Source organism: Flavobacterium pisciphilum (assembly GCF_020905345.1).
GTDB lineage: Bacteria > Bacteroidota > Bacteroidia > Flavobacteriales > Flavobacteriaceae > Flavobacterium > Flavobacterium pisciphilum.
Genome location: NZ_JAJJMO010000001.1, coordinates 3,860,476 through 3,878,712 on the forward strand (window position 1 = coordinate 3,860,476; position 18,237 = coordinate 3,878,712).

At 32.9% G+C, this 18,237-nt stretch carries 17 protein-coding genes; 6 read left to right on the forward strand and 11 right to left on the reverse strand.

Annotated features, from left to right (window positions below; genetic code table 11):
• Positions 1-24: 24 nt before the first annotated feature.
• Both LNQ49_RS16460 and LNQ49_RS16465 read right to left on the reverse strand, forming a co-directional pair.
• A complete protein-coding gene (locus LNQ49_RS16460; protein ID WP_229990114.1) occupies positions 25-732 on the reverse strand; it encodes a hypothetical protein in 708 nt (235 codons plus the stop codon).
• 2 nt (positions 733-734) lie between these two features.
• Complete coding sequence (locus tag LNQ49_RS16465; RefSeq protein WP_229990115.1) at positions 735-1,721, reverse strand: hypothetical protein; 987 nt, start codon at positions 1,719-1,721, stop codon at positions 735-737.
• A gap of 381 nt (positions 1,722-2,102) precedes the next feature.
• Between LNQ49_RS16465 and LNQ49_RS16470 the strand changes: the two genes are divergently transcribed.
• Complete coding sequence (locus LNQ49_RS16470; RefSeq protein ID WP_255680810.1) at positions 2,103-3,053, forward strand: DUF4421 family protein; 951 nt, start codon at positions 2,103-2,105, stop codon at positions 3,051-3,053.
• A gap of 41 nt (positions 3,054-3,094) precedes the next feature.
• On the opposite strand, the gene LNQ49_RS16475 is transcribed toward LNQ49_RS16470, so the two are convergent.
• Positions 3,095-4,624, reverse strand: coding sequence for an MFS transporter (locus tag LNQ49_RS16475; protein ID WP_229990116.1), 1,530 nt, complete (start codon positions 4,622-4,624; stop codon positions 3,095-3,097).
• A gap of 88 nt (positions 4,625-4,712) precedes the next feature.
• Here LNQ49_RS16475 and LNQ49_RS16480 point away from each other — a divergent pair, with 88 nt between their 5' ends.
• The gene (locus LNQ49_RS16480; RefSeq protein ID WP_229990117.1) at positions 4,713-5,573 is read left to right on the forward strand and encodes a helix-turn-helix domain-containing protein; all 861 of its coding nucleotides are present in this window, start codon (positions 4,713-4,715) and stop codon (positions 5,571-5,573) included.
• A gap of 60 nt (positions 5,574-5,633) precedes the next feature.
• Here the strand turns inward: LNQ49_RS16480 and rpe are convergent, their stop codons facing one another.
• The 8 genes from rpe to LNQ49_RS16520 form a co-directional block, all read right to left on the reverse strand.
• The gene (rpe, locus tag LNQ49_RS16485) at positions 5,634-6,296 is read right to left on the reverse strand and encodes a ribulose-phosphate 3-epimerase (protein WP_229990118.1); all 663 of its coding nucleotides are present in this window, start codon (positions 6,294-6,296) and stop codon (positions 5,634-5,636) included.
• A gap of 370 nt (positions 6,297-6,666) precedes the next feature.
• Positions 6,667-7,530, reverse strand: coding sequence for a sigma-70 family RNA polymerase sigma factor (locus tag LNQ49_RS16490; protein WP_026707723.1), 864 nt, complete (start codon positions 7,528-7,530; stop codon positions 6,667-6,669).
• A gap of 290 nt (positions 7,531-7,820) precedes the next feature.
• Complete coding sequence (locus tag LNQ49_RS16495) at positions 7,821-8,684, reverse strand: sigma-70 family RNA polymerase sigma factor (RefSeq protein WP_229990119.1); 864 nt, start codon at positions 8,682-8,684, stop codon at positions 7,821-7,823.
• Between the two features lie 84 nt (positions 8,685-8,768).
• The gene (locus LNQ49_RS16500) at positions 8,769-10,154 is read right to left on the reverse strand and encodes an NAD(P)-binding domain-containing protein (protein WP_346432486.1); all 1,386 of its coding nucleotides are present in this window, start codon (positions 10,152-10,154) and stop codon (positions 8,769-8,771) included.
• 624 nt (positions 10,155-10,778) lie between these two features.
• Positions 10,779-12,911, reverse strand: a complete 2,133-nt coding sequence (locus LNQ49_RS16505; RefSeq protein WP_229990121.1) for a polyribonucleotide nucleotidyltransferase — start codon at positions 12,909-12,911, stop codon at positions 10,779-10,781.
• A 157-nt stretch (positions 12,912-13,068) separates the two neighbouring features.
• The gene (gene rpsO / locus LNQ49_RS16510) at positions 13,069-13,335 is read right to left on the reverse strand and encodes a 30S ribosomal protein S15 (protein WP_129537341.1); all 267 of its coding nucleotides are present in this window, start codon (positions 13,333-13,335) and stop codon (positions 13,069-13,071) included.
• Positions 13,336-13,426: 91 nt separating this feature from the next.
• Entirely contained in the window at positions 13,427-14,389 is a 963-nt protein-coding gene (locus LNQ49_RS16515; protein WP_229990122.1) for an energy transducer TonB, read from the reverse strand.
• Between the two features lie 41 nt (positions 14,390-14,430).
• Complete coding sequence (locus tag LNQ49_RS16520; RefSeq protein WP_229990123.1) at positions 14,431-14,886, reverse strand: GAF domain-containing protein; 456 nt, start codon at positions 14,884-14,886, stop codon at positions 14,431-14,433.
• A 70-nt stretch (positions 14,887-14,956) separates the two neighbouring features.
• Between LNQ49_RS16520 and xrtF the strand changes: the two genes are divergently transcribed.
• The 4 genes from xrtF (at position 14,957) to LNQ49_RS16540 (ending at position 18,218) form a co-directional block, all read left to right on the forward strand.
• Complete coding sequence (xrtF, locus tag LNQ49_RS16525; RefSeq protein ID WP_229990124.1) at positions 14,957-15,496, forward strand: exosortase family protein XrtF; 540 nt, start codon at positions 14,957-14,959, stop codon at positions 15,494-15,496.
• On the forward strand, positions 15,486-15,929 hold the full coding sequence (locus tag LNQ49_RS16530) for an exosortase F system-associated membrane protein (protein WP_229990125.1): 444 nt from the start codon (positions 15,486-15,488) through the stop codon (positions 15,927-15,929). The genes xrtF and LNQ49_RS16530 overlap by 11 nt, the downstream gene beginning before the upstream one ends.
• A gap of 61 nt (positions 15,930-15,990) precedes the next feature.
• Positions 15,991-16,821: an ATP cone domain-containing protein gene (locus LNQ49_RS16535; protein ID WP_229990126.1), complete on the forward strand. Its 831-nt coding sequence runs from the start codon at positions 15,991-15,993 to the stop codon at positions 16,819-16,821.
• 41 nt (positions 16,822-16,862) lie between these two features.
• The gene (locus tag LNQ49_RS16540; protein WP_229990127.1) at positions 16,863-18,218 is read left to right on the forward strand and encodes an MBL fold metallo-hydrolase RNA specificity domain-containing protein; all 1,356 of its coding nucleotides are present in this window, start codon (positions 16,863-16,865) and stop codon (positions 18,216-18,218) included.
• Positions 18,219-18,237: the final 19 nt, after the last annotated feature.

Consider the following 18,237-nt stretch of genomic DNA (forward strand, 5'->3'; position numbering starts at 1 on the left):
ATCAATTTATAATATCCATTGGGTTTAATTCTGTTTAAACGATTCTAATGTTCCATCATCTTTAAATTGTATCGAATATCTTTCTCGGCTGCCATTAATATTTGTTGGATACCAATGCATTTGGTTATCCCATATCGAAATATATGCACTCGTAAGGGGTTTGGCTCCTTCAATTTCTTGTGCCTTTTTATTGTAAATAGCAGTTACTGTAGCAACATTTGTAAAATTTATTTTATTAAGTGGAACTAAACGCTTTTTTATATCATCTTTAACCGATAATTGTACAGGCTGAGGTTCTGACCATTTGCCATTTTTATAGTCATACGTATCAATATATTTTGGATTTTCAGGATGTTGAAGCATAATATTGATAGTACCATAATCATAAAAATAAACTATAGAGTAAACAAAGATTTCTTTGCCTGCATATTGAGGTAATTTTTTTAAATCGTCTTCTGCTTTTTGCAGCTCACTCGAGTCTGTTAATAGATTTATATTTTTACCATTGGCATTTTGTTGCCTATGTATTGTTATAGCATGTGTTTCGAGTACAGTATTTATAATTGCCTGAATATCGGGTTGTGGATTTTCTGGTATTTGAGGGCTAGGATTCTCAATTTCTTTTTTTACTACTGTATCATTAGTTTTAAATGTATCACTGATACTTTTGGATATTTGCTCACAACTTAAAAGAAAGCAACTGCAAATTATTAAGATGATTAATTTTTTCATTTTTATTCGATGTTATTTAAGTCGCTTGCAAATGCAATTTGACTTGGATTCTCAGGTAAATAAAAAATTTCTATTTGTTCTTGCTTAGTAATATCGAGTTCAAGAAGTCCTATAACTTTTTTTAAGCTACCTCTATGAACATGATGGCGGTTATCAGTATACTCAACGTCAAAACGGATCATAGGTTGTTCATTGATGTAGGTTCCGGTTTGGCTAGCCTTAACTAGTTTCGCCATGGTTTTTATGCCTTTAAATTTTATAAGAGGGGAGTTGTCATTTATGCCGGTAAGTTTGTGGAAAATAAATCTTGCAAGAAATCTATAGAATAGAAGTACTGCGGGACATACAATTAATGGATGTCCAAAGCTCATAAAACGCCATCCCATGCCATAGCTTTCGGTTTGGTATGAATAGAAATAATAACCGATTACTATTACTAAAAGGAGTAACCAACCTAATATCCTTAAGGCAAGATTTAGTAGGTTTATTGTGGCTGTTGTGGTTGCAATGATAAAGTAAGGAGGTTGTTTCATGTCTCTATTGAGAATTAAACTAATTTTTTTTCCTGCTTCAAAACGGCGTTCATGAGGCTTACCATCAATAATAGTTGTTTTATGAGTGATTTCTGTATTTGCCAGATTCTTAAACGATAATTCAAGCTCATAGGTATTGAATTTCGCTTTAGGTTTTGAAGTCTTTATTGCTTTTATAATTTTTGCTTCACGTACTGCTCCCTTGATTTTTACTTTTTCTAGATTTCTCTTTGTAATGAAAATTTTTAAAATCCATTTTTGGAAATAACCAATTAAAAGAATTAGCCAAAGTAGTACAGACAGTACTAGAACACTTATAGCCAACCAAGGATCTTTATCTTTTAGGGTGCTTACATCAAATTCGCTATTAATGACATAATACATAATTACAGGAAAAGGAATTGCAAAAAACAGCATATAAATAGCCCAGAAAGTTATAGCAAAATATTTTTTCATTCCTTTTAATTATTTGGGGGTTCTTAATTAAAATGATTTATAATCGATAATTAATTTAACTGTATTGAAATTATGGTAAGAGGCAATGACTTTGTTATTAGTTAATTGTGTTGTTTTTTAGCCAATCAAATTTACATAAAAAAATATATTAGAAAGGAATTAAGGTAAAATTAAATAGAAGGGATTGTTTATGTTTTTCAGCAGTAATGACTGTTTGATAGAAAATGTTGAAGTTAGAGTAAGCATCGTTATTTCGTTTAGATATATCGAATTTGTAAGTAGAATCAATTTATTTAGTATTATTTTTATAACCCAAAAAAACTCTTTTTAAATACATTTTCAGGAAGTACTAAGAGTAATTAATTTTCGTTTTATAGCATAATGAAAACATATTTTTATTTTTTACTCATTTTTATTCTTCCTTTTTTTAGCCAAGCTCAGGTTCAGGTCGATAGTTCTTATATTAAACCTTTTGAGAATAACCTTTCGATAAGAAGTTATTTGTCAATGAAATTCATTTCGATGAAACAAAAAGTAGAAGGTGAGACTAAAGATTTTATGCCTAATACACCGATGAATTTAGGGTTTGGAGTTTCTATAAATAATACGATAATTAATTTAAGTTATGGATATGGCTTAAATTTCATGAAGGATAAAGAAAAAGGAAAGACTAAAGCATTAGATTTTCAAATTCATAACTATGGGCGAAAGTTTATAATAGATCTTTTTATTCAAAAATATCGTGGATTTTATACTGCTGATGATAATGACAAAAACATAGAATTATATCCAGATATAAATATTCAACAATATGGAGCATTTGGGCAATATGTTTTCAATAATAAAAAATTCTCTTATAAAGCAGCCTTTAATCAAAATGAAAGACAATTAAAATCGGCAGGAAGTTTTTTGCTTGGTGGAGGTGTTTATTTTACAAAAATAGGTTCGGATAGTTCTTTTGTACACAAGACTAAGAATTCATTGCGCAATTTTCAGTTTGGTGTAAGCGGAGGTTATGCGTACACATGGGCAATTAATGAAAAGTGGTTTGCTAGTGGTTCAGCAACAATGGGAGCCAATTTTGGTACAGAAAGAATAAATGATTTTGGCAAAAAAAAGATAGAAATATATCCCACATTTTTTCCAAGAATGGCAATAGGATATAACAAAGAGAAATGGTCGCTAGGGTTATCCTATGTTAATAATCTTATTTTTTCTTCATTTACAGATAATAACAATAGTAACATAGGATTGTCCTCTGGAAACTTTCAGATTGCTTATATATGGAGACTTGATTCTAATCCATTCTGGGGCAAGAAAAAAGCAAATTAAACAATCTGCTTCCGTTTAAGTAATTGGTTTTATAGTTGTTTCTAAATTTTACTAACTCTAGGATTAAAAATTTTAAAACTAATCAAAGCTAAAATCCATACACCAATACCTCCATATAATAGTACTAAGTCAAAACCGTGAGCAAGAGCCTCATGTGCAATTTGTCCTGAAGAATCCAGAGCAGCTAATTCTGGGAAATCTTGGTTAAGAGATGAAAAATTCCCTGCAGCTATTTTTTCTGATATTAAGCGTAAGCTTTCTTGATTTAGTGATTTTGAAAATGCAGTTGTTAAATGAGATAAGATTCCTTCGACTAATATAAACCCCATTAAAGCAATATTAATAGACAGTGTAATCATTCGGGCACTCATATCTATTCCAGATGCCATTCCAGCTCTATTGTTAGAAACAGAACCAGTCGTTGTATTGGTTACGGGAGTGTTAGTTAAACCTAGTCCGATACCAGCTAATAGCGAACCAGGTAACATGGTTAACCAGCTAGCATGTTCTGCAACGCTACCATATCGCATGACGATAAAACCTAACCCTAATGTAAATAACCCCAAAGGAATTACAACTCCAGAGCGATATCGAGCAGAAAGATATTCTGCAAATGGAGGTATAACTAGAGTAGGTAGGGTATAGGCAAGCAAAGAGAGACCTACCGTTATAACATCGTAACCCAAATAGCTTTGAAAAAAAATGGGCAAATAAATTATAAATGGCCAGAAACTAAAATTCATACCAATAGAACCAAATATAGCACCTGAGAAGGTATTGATTTTAAATACTGAGAAATCAAACATGGGATGAGGATTTGTTTTTTCGACCCATAGAAAGAGAATCAAACTGATTAGGGCAATTACGATGCTGGCTAGGGCGATTGGGCTAGAGAACCCTAAATTAGGACCTTGGGTAATGAAATAGGTAAGTCCGAAAATGGAGAGAGATAATGTAATCATTCCCCAAACATCTAATTTTTTGGCTTGCGAATCTTTGGATTCGGTTACCGTGTTGTACACAAGATTTGCGGCAATAATAGCTATGGGAACATGTATTAAAAACACCCATTGCCAAGATAGCAAGGCTACTATTGATCCACCAATAATAGGACCAAAACCCAGTCCGATGCCAAGGATAATTCCCCAAACGCCAAATGCTTTACTACGTTCTTTGCCCTCCTGAAATTGATGGGATAAGGTCGCTACTTGACAAATAAGCATGGCGCCACCGCTTACTCCTTGAAAAAAACGACTAATGATTAATACGGTTACATTTTGTGCTAAGCCGCAAATTAAAGAGAAAAGACCAAATAGAATTAGTGTGATGATTAGAATGTATTTTCTCCCATATCTATCAGCCAAGGTTCCAGCAGCCATTAGAACAGCAGTACAGCCAATGGTGTAAATATTCATTATCCATTGCATGTCTCTGAGATTGGCATTTAATACTTTTTCGAGAGTAGGTAGAATTACGGGCACACTTGAAATTTCTAGTGAGAACATTAAATTGGCTAGACAAATGGCAATTAAGGCAATTGTATTTTTGGTTAGGTTGAATTTTTGCTTCATTTCTTAATATTATTTAGATATAGCAAAAATAAACTGAACATGTTTATTATTTCAGTACAATTCTATGACAAAGAAGTATCTTTGCAAGATGAGAAAAGAAAATATGCATCAATCTGTTGAGGTAATTTATAAGAAGGTTAATGAATGCCCAATTGTAAATTCAAAGTTTAATTTTTTTCAGATGGTTTATGTTATTTCTGGAAATGGATTTCTTCATATCAATGGTAATCGTATTTCTTATCAAGCAGGAAATTTAATGTTGCTTACGCCAAATGATTATCATACGTTTGATATTGTAGCGACGACCGAGTTTTTATTGGTTAAGCTTAATAGTGAGTATGTAAAAGAATATAAGTCGAAAAGTATTGATCATATTGAGTGTTTATTGCATTATGCCACTCATCTATCAGGTTGTATTTTAAAAAATAAAGCCGATGAGTTCCTTGTTAGATCTATAGCTGAATCTTTGATACATAGCATAGAAAACAAAGATATTTATGATGAAGATTTAGTTTCACATTATGTAAATGCATTGATTGTGATAGCGGCAAGAAATCTAGCCAAGATAAAACCTGTTGGAATAAAAGAAAATGCAGATAAGAGAATTCTGGAAATTATTAATTATATTCAAACTAATATTTTTAGCCCTCAAAAATTAAAGGCTTCAGTCATAGCAGAGAAGTTTGATATATCTGATACATATCTGGGAAGCTATTTCAAAAATCAATGCGGAGAAACGATACAATCTTTTGTTTCAAATTATAAAATTAGATTGATAGAGCACCGATTGAGTTTTAGCGATATGAGAATTAATGAGATTGTAGATGAGTTTAGTTTCTCTGATGAAAGCCATCTCAATAAATTTTTTAAAAAACACAGAAACATTAGTTTAACAGGATATCGTAAGGCAAAAATTTCATTGAATCAAGATTCTAGTGTTGCTCTTTAAGAATATAAAAAAAGCCGAAGATTTCTCTTCGGCTTTAGCATTTTTATAGACTTTTGATAATTAAAAAGAAGTCAATGCTTTTAAGTCTGCAATAGTTGCTGTTGGATTTTCGGCTTTAAAAACGAAACTTCCAGCTACTAATACATCAGCTCCGGCTTCTACTAATTGTTTCGCATTTTTATTAGTCACACCACCATCAATTTCGATGATAGTTGATGCATTTTTTCTAGTAATTAAATCTTTTAGCTTTTTTACTTTTGCATAGGTATTTTCAATGAATGATTGTCCACCAAAGCCAGGGTTTACACTCATGATACAAACTAAATCAATATCGTTTATAACATCTTCTAATAAGTCAATGTTAGTATGTGGATTGATTGCTACTCCAGCTTTCATACCTTCTGCTTTTATAGCTTGCAAGGTTCTATGAAGATGCGTGCAAGCTTCGTAATGTACGCTTAATATATTTGCGCCTAAGTCTGCAAAAGTTTTAATATATCGATCAGGATCAATAATCATTAAGTGAACATCGATGGTTTTTTTAGCATGTTTGTTAATCGCTTCCAAAACTGGCATTCCAAAAGAAATGTTTGGAACAAAAACGCCATCCATAATGTCAATATGAAACCAGTCGGCTTGACTGTTGTTAATCATCTCGATATCACGTTGTAGGTTTGCAAAATCGGCTGCAAGAACTGACGGTGCTATTAGTGTGTTTTTCATTGTGTAGTTGTGTTATTTTTGCAAAAGTAGAATTTTAACCGCAAAGTTCACAAGCTTTTATACTAAGTTCATAAAGAAAATTGTTTTTTGATCTGTATGATGATTTTGCGTGAGGGATTGAGTGTTTGTTTGAGCTCTTTTTAAATGATGTAACGGAGTGTAATTATTTAATAAAAGCGAGTACGAAAGCCCGACCTGTAGTTTTACGAAAGGGCACGCCCAATTATAAAATGAAATTCGGCTGGTACTAAAAAAATAAAACTCCGGTAATCAGCCGGAGTTTCAATCATCAATCAAAAAACGAACAGTCAATCAAACTGTTGTTTGCTTTACATCCGAAAGTCATAAGACTTTCTGACTTTGAGGTTTATTAACCTAAATAAGTTTTAAGAATTTTACTTCTTGAAGTATGTTTTAATCTACGGATTGCTTTTTCTTTAATCTGACGTACACGCTCACGAGTTAAGTCGAAAGTCTCACCAATTTCTTCTAGTGTCATTGGGTGTTGATCTCCAAGACCAAAGTATAAACGAACTACATCTGCCTCTCTTGGAGTTAATGTTTCTAGTGAACGTTCGATTTCTGTACGTAAAGATTCGTGAATTAATTCTCTATCTGGGTTTGGAGATTCACCTGAACGTAATACATCGTAAAGGTTTGAATCTTCTCCTTCTACAAGAGGTGCATCCATTGATAAGTGACGACCAGAGTTTTTCATAGACTCTTTTACGTCATTAACTGTCATGTCTAGTTCTTTTGCAATTTCTTCAGCAGAAGGTGGACGCTCATTAGATTGCTCTAATAAGGCATACATTTTGTTGATTTTATTGATAGAACCAATTTTATTTAACGGTAAACGAACGATACGTGATTGCTCAGCTAATGCTTGAAGAATCGATTGACGAATCCACCAAACTGCGTATGATATAAATTTGAAACCACGTGTTTCATCAAAACGCTGTGCTGCTTTGATTAAACCTAAATTTCCTTCGTTTATTAAATCGGGAAGTGTTAACCCTTGATTTTGATATTGTTTTGCAACCGAAACCACAAAACGTAAGTTGGCTTTTGTTAATTTTTCTAATGCTCTTTGATCACCGGCTTTAATCTTCTGTGCTAACTCTACTTCTTCGTCAGCGGTAATTAGGTCAACTTTTCCAATTTCTTGTAAATATTTGTCTAATGAAGCAGTCTCACGATTGGTTACCTGCTTGGTGATTTTAAGTTGTCTCATGTTTTTTGTCTCCTCAATTTTTAAGTGTACATATGGTTATACGTATGAAGTAACAAAAAGGTTACAATTAATTTAAAAATATTTTTTAAATTGTAAACCTGCTAGAATATTTAGCTTTTTATAAAATAAAATAGGGAGAGTATAAAAAATAAAACTCCGGTAATCAGCCGGAGTTTCAATCATCAATCAAAAAAACGAACAGTCAGTCAAACTGTTGTTTACGTTAAAAATGGTTCAAGTTTTAAGTTGTTTTGAGTGCCATGAAATTTTAAGCCTGAAGCCAAATTGTATTAGCCTAAATAAGTTTTAAGAATTTTACTTCTTGATGTATGTTTTAATCTACGAATTGCTTTTTCTCTGATTTGACGCACACGTTCGCGAGTTAAATCAAAAGTTCCTCCAATTTCTTCTAGTGTCATCGGATGTTGGTTTCCAAGACCAAAGTACAAACGGACTACATCTGCTTCTCTTGGTGTTAGTGTGTCTAATGAACGCTCGATTTCAGTACTCAATGATTCATGAATTAATTTTTTGTCTGGATTTGGTGATTCATTAGAGCGTAATACATCATAAAGATTTGAATCTTCTCCATCTACAAGAGGTGCATCCATTGATAAGTGGCGCCCCGAATTTTTCATAGATTCTTTTACTTCGGTTATTGTCATGTCTAGCTCTTTTGCAATTTCTTCAGCAGATGGGGCACGCTCATTGGTTTGCTCTAATACAGCATACATCTTATTGATTTTATTGATAGAGCCAATTTTATTTAAAGGCAAACGAACGATACGGGATTGTTCTGCTAATGCTTGAAGAATTGCTTGACGAATCCACCAAACAGCATAGGATATAAATTTGAAACCACGGGTCTCGTCAAAACGCTGTCCAGCTTTAATCAAACCTAAATTTCCTTCGTTTATTAAGTCGGGAAGCGTTAATCCTTGATTTTGATACTGTTTTGCCACAGATACCACAAAACGTAAGTTGGCTTTTGTCAATTTCTCCAATGCTTTATGATCACCGGTTTTGATCTTTTGTGCTAACTCAACTTCCTCCTCGGCTGTAATTAGGTCAACTTTTCCAATTTCTTGTAAATATTTGTCTAATGAAGCAGTTTCACGATTGGTTACTTGCTTGGTAATTTTAAGTTGTCTCATGTTTTAATCTCCTCAATTTTTAAATGTACATAGATATGCGAATGATGTTGTAAAAAGATGCAACCATTCAGAATGTGTTAATGCTTAGTAATAGTTAGTGCGCTCCAGTTGCTTTTCATCAGGCACTTCTTCTTCAAGATAGCGTTCGATACTGTCATCTAGTTCTTTCATCCATGGTGTATGGTGTTTTTCTGCTTTACATTGGTCCATTACCGAGGTGTATATTTTATCTCTATAAGTAAGTACGTTATCTTCTTTGTCGTGAATCCAGCTTTTAAACATTATTGCCACTTGGTCAATATTAAACGTTGGGTAGTCAGTTCTTTTAATCAAATCCCGAATGTATTCTGTTTGAAAATCAACATGATCAAAAGGTGTTTTTGCATCTTCTTCTCCTTGCAGCCATTTTTCGATATCTGCTGTACGTTCCGTCTTGGTAGGTAATTTTATTCTATCCAGTATCAGATCTCGAGCATACCAAGCTTGGGCATCAAACATATTAAACGTATAATACTGATCTTGCATTCCTAGAAAAATTAGTTTTGTAAGTTCATTAAAGACAACCCCTTTATATAGCTGATCTGGATACAGACAGTTTTTGGTTTTTATTCTCAAATTATCGGGTAAGAATGGGAATTTATGTTGGTATCCTGTGCAAAGGACTACTGCATCAAACTCTTTATGAGTTCCATCTTTAAAATAGGCTGTATTGCCATCAAAACGGGTTACTAAAGGTACTTCCTCGATTCCTTCTGGCCATTTTGAGCCTATAGGAGTTGTGCGGTATGAAATGGTAACTGATTTGCTGCCGTGTTTGTAGCATTGTACGCCAATGTCTTCTGCAGAATAGCTGCTTCCGATTAATAATATGTTTTTGTCCTTAAATTGGTCTGCTCCTCTAAAATCATGAGCGTGCATTACTGATCCTGAGAAATTTTCAATTCCTTTAAAATAAGGCATATTAGGTGTTGAGAAGTGTCCAGTTCCCACTACCAAATAGTCAAAGACCTCTTCAAAGGTTTTATTATTGATTAAATCATCAAAAATTACTCGGAATTGCTGGGTTTCGTTATTGTAATCTACCCATCGGGCTACGGTGTTAAAGGTGATGTGCTTTCTGGCTTGACTTTGCTTGATGCGTCCCTCGATATAATCAAAAAGTACCTCACGTGGCGGGTATGAAGAAATGGGTTGTCCAAAATGTTCTAAGAACGTATAATCTGCAAACTCCAAACATTCTTTAGGTCCATTTGACCAAAGGTATTTATACATACTTCCGTGTAGAGGCTCTCCGTGTTTTCCTACTCCTGTTCTCCAGGTGTAGTTCCACATTCCGCCCCAGTTGTCTTGTTTTTCATAACATTTGATTTCTGGTATTTTATTGCCTTTTTTTTGTTCTGATTCAAACGCACGCAACATAGCTAGGCCACTCGGACCGGCTCCAATAATTCCGACTTTAAAATTCATAATGTAAAAAGTTTCCACTGCGATGAAACCGCAGTAATTAAATATGATTGTATCGTTAAACGATAGGATAAAAATCTTTGATGGCTGTAATTATTTTGTCTTGATTAACTAAGCAGGATGATATTTCCTAAAACGACAAAATCAATTCTAGCGGAATTAGAATTACTTCCGAGAAAAGAGCGCTAAGATTTTTTTAATAAAAAAAAGCAGCTGTTTAAAACTATAATTTTAATGATGCATACATTCAAACTTACATAAAAAAGAAGTGTATTCCTAATAAAATACAAAACACCGTATCGTAAAGTGTTAAAAATCAAGTAAATGAAAAACGCTTATCACAATGAAGTAACATGGTTGTTTAAGAAAACTCAAAATAGGTGCTTAAATCATTCGGAAAGCTTAGTAATTACAGATATATCTGTGTTTTTGGTAAAAGAGCCTATTGTGTGAAAGTAGATGAGGATATTGCGCTTATTTGTTGTTTTTGTGCTAACTGCTCTGTTTTTTATTTAATTTGAGAAGGGATTTTTTTAAGAATGATTAATCTTTATAATGCGAAAAACCCCAATTCAAATAAATGAATTGGGGTTTTTTCTATAAATAAACCTTTAGTAAACTAAGATCTGATTACTCTTTTTTCTCCTCACGTGGAGGTCTTGGTAAAAGTGCTTTCTTAGACACTTTTTCTTTTCTTGTTTTAGGGTCAACTCCTAGGTATTTAACTTGGAAAGTATCTCCCATTTTAACTACATCAGCTACATTTTCAGTACGTTCCCATGCTAATTCAGATACGTGAAGTAAAACTTCATTTCCTGGAGCAGCAACATATTCTACTACAGCTCCAAAATCTAGCATTTTGATAACTTTAACGTCGTAAGCTTCTCCTACTTGAGGTTTGAAAGTTAACGAGTCAATTTTACGTAAAACTGCATCAATTCCGTCTGGATCAGTACCTAAAATTTCAACTACACCTTGTTCGTCAACTTCGTTGATTACAATAGTTGTTCCAGTAGCTTTTTGTAATTCTTGAATTACTTTTCCACCAGGTCCAATTAAAGCACCAATAAAGTTACCAGGAATAGTTACTGTAATGATTTTAGGAGCGTGTTTCTTAACTGTTGCTTTTGGAGCTGCCAATACTTCGGTAATTTTACCTAAGATGTGTAAACGTCCATCACGAGCTTGAGCTAATGCCGCTTCCATAATGTTGTATGCTAAACCTTCAATTTTGATGTCCATTTGACAAGCAGTGATTCCATCAGCAGTTCCAGTTACTTTAAAGTCCATATCTCCTAAGTGATCTTCATCACCAAGAATATCAGACAATACAGCAAATCTTTCACCGTCAGTAATTAATCCCATTGCAATTCCAGAAACTGGTTTTGTCATTTGGATACCTGCATCCATAAGAGCTAATGTTCCAGCACAAACTGTAGCCATAGAAGAAGAACCGTTAGATTCTAATACTTCAGATACAATACGAATAGTGTAAGGACAATCAGCAGGAATCATATTTTTTAATGCTCTCTGTGCTAAGTTTCCGTGACCAACTTCTCTTCTTGAAGTTCCTCTTAGAGGTTTTGCTTCTCCAGTAGAGAAAGGAGGGAAGTTATAGTGTAAGTAGAATTTCTCTTCACCTTGTTCTGATGGAGAATCTATTTGGTTTGCTTCTCTAGATGTTCCTAAAGTTGCAGTTGCCAATGCTTGAGTTTCTCCTCTTGTAAAAAGTGAAGATCCGTGTACAGATGGTAAATAATCAACCTCACACCAGATTGGTCTGATTTCGGTAGTTTTTCTTCCGTCTAAACGAGTTCCTAAATCTAGGGTTACGTTACGAACAGCTTCTTTGTTAGTTTTGTAAAAGTATTTAGAAACTAAATCACCATTTTCTAGTAATTCTTCTTCTGTAAATAATGCTTTTACTTCTTCTTTTACGTCAGCAAATGCAGCTGTTCTTTCTTGTTTAGAAGAACCTACTTTTGCGATATCGTAAATTTTATCATAAGCTGCAGCTTTTACTTTAGCGTAAATAGCTTCGTCTTCTTTTTCTTCTTCGTAGATTCTAGTTTCTTTTTTACCAAAAGCTTCAACTAATCTCTCTTGAGCGTCGATTTGAATTTTGATAGCTTCGTGAGCAAATTTAATTGCTTCAACCATTTCTAATTCTGAAATTTCTTTCATCTCTCCTTCTACCATTGCGATAGAGTCTTTAGAAGCACCAATCATCATATCGATATCAGATAATTCTAATTGAGCACGGCTAGGATTGATTACAAGTTTTCCGTCGATACGTGCAACACGTACTTCAGAAATTAATGTAGAAAAAGGAATATCAGATAAGGCTAATGCTGCTGATGCTGCTAAACCTGCTAATGCATCTGGCATAACTTCTTCATCATGAGACATTAACTGAATCATTACTTGTGTTTCAGCGTGGTAATCATCTGGGAAAAGTGGACGTAATACACGGTCTACTAATCTCATTGTTAATACTTCGCTGTCGCTTGGTCTTGCTTCTCTCTTGAAGAAACCTCCAGGGAAACGACCAGCTGCTGCAAATTTTTCGCGATAATCTACCGTTAATGGTAAAAAATCAACTGGACTTGCTTTTTTGGCAGATACTACTGTTGCAAGCAACATAGAATCTCCCATTCTTACTACTACAGAACCATCAGCTTGTTTAGCTAATTTTCCTGTCTCGATTGAGATGCTTCTGCCATCTCCTAAATCGATACTTACTGTTGAAACTTGTGGAATCATAAATTTTTTTCCTTTTTGATTATACAATGGGTTTTAGTTGTGTTGTAGTTGTTGTTGTGCGTAGTTAATGCCTAAAACCCAATGAAAAACCAAACTTTTTTTATTTGTTTGCGTAAAAAACAAAAAGAGGCACTTTCGCACCTCTTTTTTATATTGATTATTTTCTGATATTCAATACTTTGATAATCTCACGATATCTGTTGATTTCTTTTTTCTTCAAGTAATCTAACAATGATCTTCTTTTTCCTACTAGTAGTACTAATGAACGTTCAGTGTTATAATCGTGACGATTTTTTTTCAAGTGCTCAGTTAAGTGTGAAATTCTGTAAGTGAACAATGCGATTTGAGCTTCTGCTTTTCCAGTGTTTGTTGCTTCACCGTGTTTTGCGAAAATCTCTTCTTTAATTTCTTTAGTTAAATACATTCCAATATTATTTAATGATTTTTATGTATGTCATACATCTCTTGTAAGACGGGTGCAAAAATAGTATTTTTTTTCTGAAAAATAAATTTTATTAATGCTTTTTTGCAATTGTTATAGGTAATGAGTAAATAACACTAGTTGGAATCCCTCTTTCTATCCCTGGATTCCATTTTTTAGACTCTTTAATTAATTTAATTGCGCTCTCGTCTATTCCGTAACCAATTCCTTTTATTATTTTAGGATTAATTAAATTTCCTTCTGTATCTACAACAAAAGATAAGTAGATTTTACCAAAAACTTTATTTCTAACATCTATTGGAATAAACATTTCTCTAGCTATATATCTATAAAAGCCTTCTGTTCCATTTTTATAACTTGGTTGTTCGCGTATAACTTTGTAAGGATGCTCAATATTTAAAGAATCGATACTTACACCAGAAATTAATTCGCCATTCTCATACTTCTCAGTAAAGCTGAATTTGCTTTTTAGATTATTTCCTTTCCAAATACCGTCTGGGAAACCATTCTTTATTTTTCCACTACTTTCGTAATTTTCATCTTCTACCTTGCAATCCCCATTCCCTGATATTACTTTTTGCTCGTTTTGCTTGTTCCAGTAATTATTAACTTTAAAAAGAACTTCTCCTTTTTTATCTTTAAAATATTCGATTTCAGATTTTAAAAGACCAGTATCATACCAATTGAATTCTTTTCCCTCTTTTTTTGAATTTACATAGCTAACGGCTGATTTCTTCTTACCGTTTTCATAGTAATAGACAAACTGACCTTCTCTTTTTAAAAAATCTTTATCGGTTGACGTTCCAACCATTTTTAATGTTTTGGACTTATAATAATCTTTAAAGACATAAATTTTTTTGTCCTGAAAATATTCCTCGACGATTCTAATGTATTTATAGTTTTCTTCTGTGGCTTCTGTATATGTAGAATCCAAGTAAATCATTTTGTTTTGAGCTACGGGACTTTGTGCGAATGATTGTGTAGTTAGTAATAAAAAAAAGGCAATCGTAAAATTATAATGAAGACGAAATTTCATGTATATAATGTTTTTAAAACAGAGTAAATGTGGTTGTGGTTTTAATATAACTTAGCAACTTCTTGATTTACAAATTCCAAAAACTTTTCGTCAGCTTCAGTAAATGGATCTAAAACATGACTGTCAATGTCGATTTGTCCAATGTTTTGTCCGTTAACAAATAAAGGAACTACAATTTCTGATTTTACAGTAAAGCTGCAGGCAATATAATTATCCTGAGCAGCAACATCTGGTACCACAAAATTTTCGTTAGAAACGGCAACTTGACCGCAAATTCCTTTACCAAAAGGAATCACAGTGTGGTCAGTTTCAGCTCCTACATACGGGCCTAAATGCAATGTTTTGTTTTCGTGATTGGCAAAATAAAAGCCAACCCAGTTGTAATAATCTACATTGTCACTTAATAATTGACAAATGTTTAATAGTTTTTCGTCTCTTGAGTAATTTGTATCTGCTACAATTGCAGTTATTTTTGGTTGTAATTCTTGAAATGTCATCTTATTTAGTTTTTATACAAAAGTATTTAAAGCCAAATCAAAAAATACATAAATTTGTTAAAAATTTCTCTTGAAAAAATATTTACTCCAGTACAAACCTTTTCTTCTTTTTATAGGTGCATTTTTTGCAACTTATATTCTGCTAACATTAGTTTATCAATTTTATTTGAGCAGTTTCGGAACCACCGATACGTTAGATGGGATAACAAATTTGGTAGGATATCATACTGAGCGATTGTTACAATTATTTAATAATGATGTTAGATTCGATAAAATTCTTTCAGAGCCGTATATTATAATAACATACAATCAAAAGACGGTTGCTTCAATTGTAGAAGGATGTAATGCAATTAGTGTGATTATTTTATTTGTATCTTTTATAGTTGCTTTTTCGGGGAAATTAAAACCAACTATACTCTATATTTTAGGAGGAAGTCTTTTTATTTATATTCTTAATATTTGCAGAATAGCATCATTATGTGCGTTATTGTATTATTTTCCAGAGCAATCACATTTATTACATGGAGTTCTTTTTCCGTTAATGATTTATGGTTTGGTTTTTATTTTGTGGATTGTTTGGGTAAGTAAATTTTCTAAGTATGCTAAATGATATTCTTCAAAACAAATCGAAGATTCTTTCTTTGATAGGATTAGTACTTCTTTTAGTAAGTATAAGAGCCTTTGAAAATCAGTTGTTTTATGATCCTTTTCTCGTTTATTTTGAAAGAGATTATAAAATGCTTCCTTTGCCTGAATTTGATTCCATTCAATTGTTTTTTGGATTATTGTTTCGATACGCATTAAATACAATTGTATCACTGGGAATAATTTATGTGATTTTTAAAGAAATCGAATTGGTGAAATTTGCTTCAATTTTATATGGTGCTTTTTTTCTGTTTTTAATTATTGCTTTTTATAGTATTATTTATTTTTATGCCAATCAAAATAATTTGATGCTTTTTTATGTGCGTCGTTTTTTAATTCAACCAATTCTTATACTGTTGTTTATTCCTGGATTTTATTATCAAAAGATAAATAAATAGCCCTTTTTTCGTATCTTTATTAGTCGGTTTGTATTTGTTTAATTATCAAATCAAGAAGCAGATGAAAGTTGTAAAAAAATCAGGAGATTTTGTTGTTTTTGATAGGAAAAAATTAGAAAAGTCTCTGTTGAATTCAGGGGCAAATCAATTAATTGTTCAGGAAGTTTTACAGATAATTGAAAAGGAAATTTATGAAGGAATTTCTACCAAGGCAATCTATAAAATGGCTTTTAGGCTGTTAAGAAAAAAATCCCATTCTCATGCCGCACGTTATAACTTAAAAGAAGCCATTCAGTTATTAGGGCCCGCTGGCTTCTACTTCGAAAAATATATTGCCAGACTTTTCTCGATGGAAAATTATGAAACGAGAACTAATTTAACGCTACAAGGGAAGTGCGTTTCACACGAAATAGATGTTTTGACAAAGAAAAACAGTGTCATTGCAATGATCGAGTGTAAGTTTCATATGGGAAAAGAAGCTTCTACAGATGTAAAAGTACCTATGTATATCTTGTCTCGATTTAATGATCTTAAAGAAAGAAAACATACTGTTTTTTCTGAGAAAGATGCTATCTCAGAATGTTGGATAGTTACAAATAACCGATTTACATTGGATGCAACGACTTTTGGAGTGTGTTCGGGATTGAATTTATTGAGTTGGGATTACCCCGCAAATAATAATTTGAGAACAAAGAATGAGAATAATAATTTATATCCGATCACTTGTTTAACGACACTTACGCTTGCTGAAAAAGATAAATTATTGGCTTTGGATGTGATTTTGGTAAAAGAGTTATTGCATAATCACAATTGTTTAGAAGAAATTGGACTGAGTTCTCAAAGAATAAGAGGAATTACAAAAGAAGCATCTGAGTTGTGTAGGTATTCTTAAAAGTATAGTTTTTTATTTTATGTAATTTAAATTTAAATCAAATGAAAGTTAAATTCATTGGTGGTGCAGGAACTGTTACAGGGTCTAAAACATTGATTGAGAGTAATGGTGTTAGGATTTTAATTGATTGCGGACAGTTTCAAGGGATAAAACCTTTGCGTGAACTTAATTGGGAACCTTTATCGGTTCAACCTTCAACGATAGATTTTGTGTTGCTTACCCACGGGCATTTAGATCACTGTGGCTGGTTGCCGAGATTGGTATATCAGGGTTTTAAAGGAAAAATATATTGCTCAGGCCCAACAAAAGAAATTGCTAGGCTTATTCTTTTGGATAGTGCTAAGATTCAGGAAGAAGAAGCGAATAAAGCTAACGAAGAACGATATTCTAGTCATGAGATTGCAGAACCTCTTTATACAGTAGAGCAGGCTAAGAAGGTTTTTCCGCTTTTTAGAGTGGTTAAAATTAATGAGCCATTTCTTTTGGAAGCGGATATTTCGGCAGTTTTTTCTACTGCAGGACATATCATGGGGGCTTGTAGTATTGCGTTGACAGTTGAAAAGAAAACTTTAGTTTTTTCAGGAGATATTGGTCGAGATGATGATGTATTGCTGTTTCCTCCAGAAAAACCCAAAAAAGGAGACTATATATTTTTAGAGAGTACATACGGAAACCGATTGCATCCAGATACAGATCCAAAAGAAGAACTTGAAAAATATATCAATAAAACGTTTCATAAAAAAGGAACGGTTATTATACCCAGTTTTGCTGTAGAACGTGCGCAAAGCATAATGTATTTGTTGTGGCAGCTAAAAAAAGAAGACAGGATTCCGAATATGCCATATATTATAGATACTCCCATGGGGATTAGTGCTTTGGAGATCTTTACTAATAATAAAGAATGGCACAAACTATCAATGGAAGAATGCACTGGTATGACTAAGATGTTTTCTTTAGTTTCAGATTATCGGGAGACAATGGATATTATTTATAATAAAGGAGCAAAAGTGATTATTGCTGCAAGCGGAATGGCAACAGGAGGTAGAGTTTTGAATTATTTTGAACATTATATAGGAATGCGAGAAACAACCGTAATAATTGTTGGTTACCAAGCAGAAGGTACTCGAGGTAGGAAATTATTAGAGGGAGCAAATGAAATCAAAATACGAGGAAAATATTTTTCAGTTAAAGCAAAAATTTTAGAAATAGGAGGGCTTTCAGCTCATGGAGATCAAGATGATTTACTTATGTGGCTTTCGGTATTGGAAAATAAGCCTAAAAAAGTGTTTTTGGTTCATGGAGAAAATGTTCCCGCAGATGCTCTTCGTATAAAGATTAAGGAGAAATACGGTTTCAATTGTGTTATTCCTTTAATGGGGCAGGAGTTTGAATTGTAAAATAATTTTTAAATTTTTA

What these genes read in the sequence shown, in the direction of transcription:
- LNQ49_RS16505 (WP_229990121.1), bottom strand. Translation starts at nt 12,911, where the DNA reads ATGATTCCACAAGTTTCAACAGTAAGTATCGATTTAGGAGATGGCAGA.
- LNQ49_RS16540 (WP_229990127.1), top strand. Translation starts at nt 16,863, where the DNA reads ATGAAAGTTAAATTCATTGGTGGTGCAGGAACTGTTACAGGGTCTAAA.
- LNQ49_RS16460 (WP_229990114.1), bottom strand. Translation starts at nt 732, where the DNA reads ATGAAAAAATTAATCATCTTAATAATTTGCAGTTGCTTTCTTTTAAGT.
- LNQ49_RS16475 (WP_229990116.1), bottom strand. Translation starts at nt 4,624, where the DNA reads ATGAAGCAAAAATTCAACCTAACCAAAAATACAATTGCCTTAATTGCC.
- LNQ49_RS16535 (WP_229990126.1), top strand. Translation starts at nt 15,991, where the DNA reads ATGAAAGTTGTAAAAAAATCAGGAGATTTTGTTGTTTTTGATAGGAAA.
- LNQ49_RS16490 (WP_026707723.1), bottom strand. Translation starts at nt 7,530, where the DNA reads ATGAGACAACTTAAAATCACCAAGCAGGTAACCAATCGTGAGACTGCT.
- rpsO (WP_129537341.1), bottom strand. Translation starts at nt 13,335, where the DNA reads ATGTATTTAACTAAAGAAATTAAAGAAGAGATTTTCGCAAAACACGGT.
- LNQ49_RS16480 (WP_229990117.1), top strand. Translation starts at nt 4,713, where the DNA reads ATGAGAAAAGAAAATATGCATCAATCTGTTGAGGTAATTTATAAGAAG.
- LNQ49_RS16495 (WP_229990119.1), bottom strand. Translation starts at nt 8,684, where the DNA reads ATGAGACAACTTAAAATTACCAAGCAAGTAACCAATCGTGAAACTGCT.
- LNQ49_RS16470 (WP_255680810.1), top strand. Translation starts at nt 2,103, where the DNA reads ATGAAAACATATTTTTATTTTTTACTCATTTTTATTCTTCCTTTTTTT.
- LNQ49_RS16515 (WP_229990122.1), bottom strand. Translation starts at nt 14,389, where the DNA reads ATGAAATTTCGTCTTCATTATAATTTTACGATTGCCTTTTTTTTATTA.
- LNQ49_RS16520 (WP_229990123.1), bottom strand. Translation starts at nt 14,886, where the DNA reads ATGACATTTCAAGAATTACAACCAAAAATAACTGCAATTGTAGCAGAT.
- rpe (WP_229990118.1), bottom strand. Translation starts at nt 6,296, where the DNA reads ATGAAAAACACACTAATAGCACCGTCAGTTCTTGCAGCCGATTTTGCA.
- LNQ49_RS16530 (WP_229990125.1), top strand. Translation starts at nt 15,486, where the DNA reads ATGCTAAATGATATTCTTCAAAACAAATCGAAGATTCTTTCTTTGATA.
- LNQ49_RS16465 (WP_229990115.1), bottom strand. Translation starts at nt 1,721, where the DNA reads ATGAAAAAATATTTTGCTATAACTTTCTGGGCTATTTATATGCTGTTT.